Origin of the sequence: Streptomyces calidiresistens (assembly GCF_014141525.1) — a bacterium.
Classification (GTDB): Bacteria; Actinomycetota; Actinomycetes; order Streptomycetales; family Streptomycetaceae; genus Streptomyces; species Streptomyces calidiresistens.
In genome coordinates this window covers 1-5,839 of sequence record NZ_VKHS01000317.1, presented here as the reverse complement: position 1 = coordinate 5,839, position 5,839 = coordinate 1, and the positions used below count along the sequence as shown (strand labels likewise).

The window sequence follows — 5,839 nt, the reverse complement described above, 5'->3', positions numbered from 1 at the left end:
GGGTGGGGCGTTCCTCGCCGCGGTCGACGCTCTCCCCGCTCTCGCGACCCCCCTGGATGGAGGGGGAGCCGGGAACGGCACCGGAGCGGTCGCCGCCGGCCTGGAAGGTGTGCAGGTCGTCCAGGGTGAAGCGTTCGGCCGCACCGGGCAGGACTCCCGCGCCGGCGGCCACGGCGCCCACCGTCAGGGCTGCGGACACACCCAACAACCCGGCTCTCGCCGGTGCCTGCTTGCGGTGCGTGCCCCGTCCGGGAGCGGATCGGCGGTGGCGTCCCATCGGCGGCACCGTCCTCCTGGAACTCGACGTCTGCGGTTCGGCCGTGATGATCACGGCAGGGTGAAACCCCGTGCGCTTCACTCGAATGGGTGAGGCGCGTCGGAGTGGACTGTACGGCATCCGGGTGAGAACCCGGGCGCGCGCGCCGGAAACGACCGGATAGCGTGCGTCACATGAGCCCTTCGGACCGTCCCACATCACCGAACTTCCCGGAATCGGGGGACTTTCGCCCCCCTGTCGAGAAGGACCCCGGTCCCTCCCGGCGCGGAGGGAAAGGACGGGAAGGACGGGAAGGACGGGAGGAAAAGGGACGAGGGGAAGGGGGAGAAGGTGTGGAGGGGCTCGTGCGATTGACCGTCTGGGTCCGGGGCCGGGTGCAGGGTGTGGGTTTTCGATGGTTCACCCGTGCCCGGGCGCTGGAGATCGGAGGCCTCACCGGATTCGCGTCCAATCTGGCCGACGGCCGCGTGCAGGTGGTGGCGGAGGGCCCCCGGGAGGGATGCGAGGCCCTGCTGGAGTGGCTGGGCGGCGGCGCCACGCCCGGCGAGGTGAGCGGTGTGACTGAGATGTGGGACACACCCCGCGGTGGTTACCGCGAGTTCTCGATCAGGTGATCGGCGAATGATCGTCGCCCGGGGATTTCCCGTAAAACGCTTGCCATACCCGCTCCCACGTGCGAGGCTGCCGCGCAGATGGTGATCGATTGAACATTCCGTCCCCCGGAGGCCCTTCCCGGGCGGGGGTGGACGGGGTGGCCGAATCGTCCGCGACCCGCGTTTCCGGGCCCGCCCGACGATCGGCACAGGGCGTGATCGTGTTGACCGTCTCCCCTTTTGGTGAGACGCTGAAAGTCCCGCGCTGCCCGGTCGTGTTGCCCGGAAACGGACATCACGCGCGGAGCGGCCCCGCGGGGACAACCCCTCACGACCCACCAACGGCTTCGGTCGGTCACTCAGTGTGGAGGACCATCCATCATGGCAAAGGCGCTTCTCGGATACGTCGGCGGCACCGACCCCCGAGTTCTCGCCGAGATGCGACGGCTTCAGCAGCGCGTTCAGGACCTGGAGACCCAGCTCGTCCGGGTTCAGGCCGAGAACGACGCTCTCGCCGCCGCACGGCGTGACTCGGTGCTCGAAGGCATCGATGTACCCAAGGCGGAGCCCGCTCTGACCTGATTCCCGGCTCGGAAGCGGATCTCCCGCACAGGGAAGAATGCAAGGGACGCTTCGGCGTCCCTTCGTCATGTTCCGGGACCCGCGGGCCCCGGGAGTGTCTCGGACGTCCCCGGGTGGAACGTGTGGTCGGGTACGACGCGACCGCGCCGCGTGCATCCCGGGCGCCCTTCCCGCCCGCTCCCGCTCTCCTCCGCCGAGGAGCGGACCCTCGGCCCGGGCCCCTCTCCGTGCTCGGCTCTCCGTCCGCTCGTGGACCGCTCGGTGCCCACCGCCCTCGCGTGTCCCTCGGCAACAAGCGCGCCGCGCCCGGGAGACCGGTCACCCGGAGGAACGCTCACGGAGTGATGTGCCCCGTGCACCCCGGGTCGAAACGAACAATCCTCCGCCGGCCGCCGGTCCCGGCGGTGTCCGGCCCCCGACCGCCCGCCGACCTCCCGGGAAACCCTTCCCGGGCGAGCCGCTCCACCCGCCCGTACCGGGACGGCGGAGGGGCCGGTACCGGGGTGATCATCCGCAGATGCCCGGTAAAGTCCCGTGGCGTGCACCTCAAGAGCCTGACCCTGCGCGGGTTCAAATCCTTCGCCTCGGCGACCACCTTGCGGTTCGAACCGGGCATCACCTGTGTCGTGGGGCCCAACGGCTCGGGCAAGTCCAACGTCGTGGACGCCCTTTCGTGGGTGATGGGGGAGCAGGGCGCCAAGTCGTTGCGCGGCGGCAAGATGGAGGACGTGATCTTCGCCGGCACCACGGGCCGGCCCCCGCTCGGTCGGGCCGAGGTCTCATTGACCATCGACAACTCCGACGGTGCCCTGCCGATCGACTACACCGAGGTCACCATCACCCGGATCATGTTCCGCAACGGCGGCAGCGAATACCAGATCAACGGTGACACCTGCCGCCTGCTGGACATCCAGGAACTGCTCTCCGATTCCGGTATCGGCCGTGAAATGCACGTCATCGTCGGCCAGGGGCAATTGGATTCGGTACTGCACGCCGACCCCACCGGACGACGGGCCTTCATCGAGGAGGCGGCGGGGGTCCTGAAGCACCGCAAGCGCAAGGAGAAGGCGCTGCGGAAACTCGACGCCATGCAGGCCAACCTCGCCCGGGTGCAGGACCTCACCGAGGAATTGCGCCGACAGCTCAAACCGCTGGGACGACAGGCCGCGGCGGCCCGTCGCGCCGCCGTCATCCAGGCCGAGCTGCGCGACGCCCGTCTGCGGCTGCTCGCCGACGAGTTGGTCGGTCAGCGGGAGGCGCTGCGGGCCGAACTGGCGGACGAGGCCGCCCTGCGCGCCCGGCGGGAGGAGGCCTCCCGCCGCCTGGCCGACGCCGCCCACCGGGAGGCAGCCCTGGAGGAGCAGATCACCGCCCTCGCGCCCCGCCTGGAGACCGCCCGCCGGGCGTGGCACCACCTCTCCCGACTCGACGAGCGGGTGCGCGGCACGGTCGGTCTCGCCGAGGCCCGGGTGACCGCCGCCCGCTCGGACGAGCCGGAGGAGCGTCGGGGCCGGGACCCGGAGGACCTGGAGCGGGAGGCGGCCCGGATCCGGGAACAGGAGGCGGAGTTGACGGCGGCCATGGAGGCCGCCGAGCGCGCGTTGGAGGACACGGCCGAACACCGCTCCTCACTCGAACGCGCCGTGGAGACCGAGGAACGACGTCTCCGGGACGCGAACCGGGCGGCGGCCGACCGTCGCGAGCACCTCGCCCGACTCAACGGTCGGCTCACCGCGGCGAGGGGGCGGGCCGAGGTGGCCGCCGCCGGCATCGCGCGGCTGGTGACCGCTCGCGAGGAGGCGGAGGGCCGGGCCGGGACGGCGGGGGAGCGTCACGGGGAACTGCGGGCCGCCGTGGCCCGGCGCGAGGCGGAGGCGGAGGAACTGGCGGGACGTCTGGAGGCCGCCCGGGCCGCCGCGGAGGAGGCCGATGGCGAGGTGGCCGCCGTCACCGCCGAGCACGCCGAGGCCGAGCGGGAGCGCGCCGCCCTGACGGCACGGCACGAGGCACTGCTGCCGTCACTGCGCCGCCGCGACGGCACCGCCGCGCTCCTGGAGTCCGAGCGGCGCCCGCCCGGCATCCCCGGAACGGTCGCCGAACTCCTCGCCGTCGAGCCGGGGTACGAGGTGGCCGTGGGAGCCGCCCTGGATTCGGCGGCGGACGCACTGGTGGCCGACGGCCCCGACACCGCGATCGAGGCACTGCGGCTGCTGCGGGAGGGGGACGGTGGGCGCGCGGTCCTTCTCCTCACCGATCCGGTGGGGGCCGGGGAGGAGCGGGGCGCTCCGTCCCCGGACGCCGCTCCGGCACCCATCCCCGAGGGTGCGCGCCCCGTCGCGGACCTGCTGTCCGGCCCGCCGGCGGTCCTGGCCGCGGCGCGTTCCCTGCTCGCCCGCACCGTCCTGGTGGCGGACACCGCCCTGGCCCGGGCGGTGGTCGACCGGCACCCCGACCTGACGACCGTCACGCCGGAGGGGGACGTCCTCTCCCGCAGGCTGGCCCGCGGCGGTTCCGCCGGGGCCCCCGGCACGCTGGAGGTCCGGGCCGCCGTGGAGGCGGCCGCGGCCGGCCTGGAGAGCGTCACGGAACGCGCCGCGGAACTGGCGGAGCGACTGGAGACCGCCCGCGCGGCACGGGAGGAGCGACGTGCCGAGGTCGCCGCGCTGGAGCGGGCGACGGCGACCGCCGAACGCGGACGCTCGGAACTCGCCCGGGAACTGGGCGCCCTGGACGGCCGCGCCGGGGCCGCCGGCGCCGAGGCGGAGCGGGCCGCGCGCGAGGTCGAACGCGCCCGGGCGGAACTGGAGCGCGCCCGCGAGGAGGAGGCCGAACTGGCCGAGCGGCTCGCCGTCCTGGAGGAGGACGCGGAGGCCGCGGAGGAACCCGACACGGCCGTACGGGACCGCTTGGCCGCCGACGCGGCCAACGCCCGCCAGACCGAGATGGAGGCCCGGCTCCACCTGCGGACCCACGAGGAGCGGGTGCGCGCGTTGGCGGGACGCGCCGACTCCCTGGACCGGGCCGCCCGGGTCGAACGCGAGGCCCGTGCGCGGGCCGAACGGCGCCGGGCCCGGCGCCGCCACGAGGCCGCCGTCGCCGGTGCCGTGGCCGCCGCCGCCCGGATGCTCTCGGACCGGGTGGCCGTCTCCCTGGCCCGGGCGGAGGCCGATCGTCGGGCGGTCGAGGCGGCCGGGGCGGAACGGGAGGAGGCCCTGGCGGCGGAGCGGCGCCGGGGCCGGGAGCTGAAGGAGGAACTGGACCGGCTGACCGACTCCGTGCACCGCGGGGAGGTGTTGGGAGCGGAGAAGCGGCTGCGCATCGAGCAGTTGGAGACCCGGGCCCTGGAGGAGCTGGGCGTGGAGCCCGACGCGCTGGTGCGCGAGTACGGTCCCGACCAGCCGGTGCCGCCCCCGCCGGCCGCCGAGGGCGAGGAGGTGCCGGCCGATCCGGACCATCCCCGCAACCGGCCGGTGCCCTTCGTCCGCGCCGAGCAGGAGAAGCGGCTGCGGGCCGCCGAGCGCGCCCACCGACAACTGGGAAAGGTCAACCCCCTGGCGCTGGAGGAGTTCGCGGCGCTGGAGGAGCGCCACCGGTTCCTGGGGGAACAACTGGAGGACCTGCGTCGTACCCGGGCGGACCTCCTTCAGGTCGTGAAGGAGGTCGACGAGCGGGTGGAGCAGGTCTTCACCGCCGCCTACCGGGACACGGCCAGGGAGTTCGAGGGCGTCTTCGGACGCCTCTTCCCCGGTGGTGAGGGACGGCTGGTCCTGACCGATCCGGAGAACATGCTCACCACCGGCGTGGACGTGGAGGCGCGTCCGCCCGGGAAGAAGGTCAAGCGGTTGTCGCTGCTCTCGGGCGGGGAGCGCTCGCTCACGGCGGTGGCGCTCCTGGTCTCCATCTTCAAGGCCCGGCCCAGCCCGTTCTACGTGATGGACGAGGTGGAGGCCGCCCTGGACGACACCAACCTGCGTCGGCTCATCGGCATCATGGCGGAGCTTCGGGAGAGTTCGCAGCTCATCGTCATCACCCACCAGAAGCGAACGATGGAGATCGCCGACGCCCTCTACGGGGTCTCCATGCAGGGGGACGGCGTCTCCAAGGTCATCGGGCAGCGATTGGCCCGTTCCGGGGCGGGCGCGGCGGGGTAGGCGCCCCTCCCCCGAGAACCCGGGGGAGTGCCCGAAGGAGGCCGCCCGTGGCCGTGTCGGTTCGTGCCCGACGCCCACCGTGGATTCAAGTGTCGAACGATGTTCCCTCGTGCCTGCCGGGGAAGCGACGTCATCCTCCGCCGGTACTTCGATTTGACTTCACAACTTGAATGATTAATCTCTGGCGGAGTCCATGCGTGCGCCCCGGAGGGGCGGACCGGCCCTGTGTTTTATAC

The 5,839-nt window shown here is 73.1% G+C and carries 3 protein-coding genes and 1 pseudogene; 3 read left to right on the top strand and 1 reads right to left on the bottom strand.

From position 1 onward, the window contains the following. Positions 1-199: pseudogene (locus FOE67_RS14290) on the bottom strand (hypothetical protein); the annotation flags it as partial. A gap of 410 nt (positions 200-609) precedes the next feature. On the opposite strand from FOE67_RS14290, the gene FOE67_RS29300 reads away from it, so the two are divergent. From FOE67_RS29300 to smc, 3 genes are all read left to right on the top strand, one after another. Continuing rightward, a complete protein-coding gene (locus FOE67_RS29300; RefSeq protein WP_182664251.1) occupies positions 610-891 on the top strand; it encodes an acylphosphatase in 282 nt (93 codons plus the stop codon). A gap of 360 nt (positions 892-1,251) precedes the next feature. Further along, a complete protein-coding gene (locus FOE67_RS14280) occupies positions 1,252-1,452 on the top strand; it encodes a hypothetical protein (protein WP_182664250.1) in 201 nt (66 codons plus the stop codon). A 539-nt stretch (positions 1,453-1,991) separates the two neighbouring features. Further along, positions 1,992-5,603, top strand: coding sequence for a chromosome segregation protein SMC (gene smc / locus FOE67_RS14275; RefSeq protein ID WP_182664248.1), 3,612 nt, complete (start codon positions 1,992-1,994; stop codon positions 5,601-5,603). Positions 5,604-5,839 lie beyond the last annotated feature (236 nt).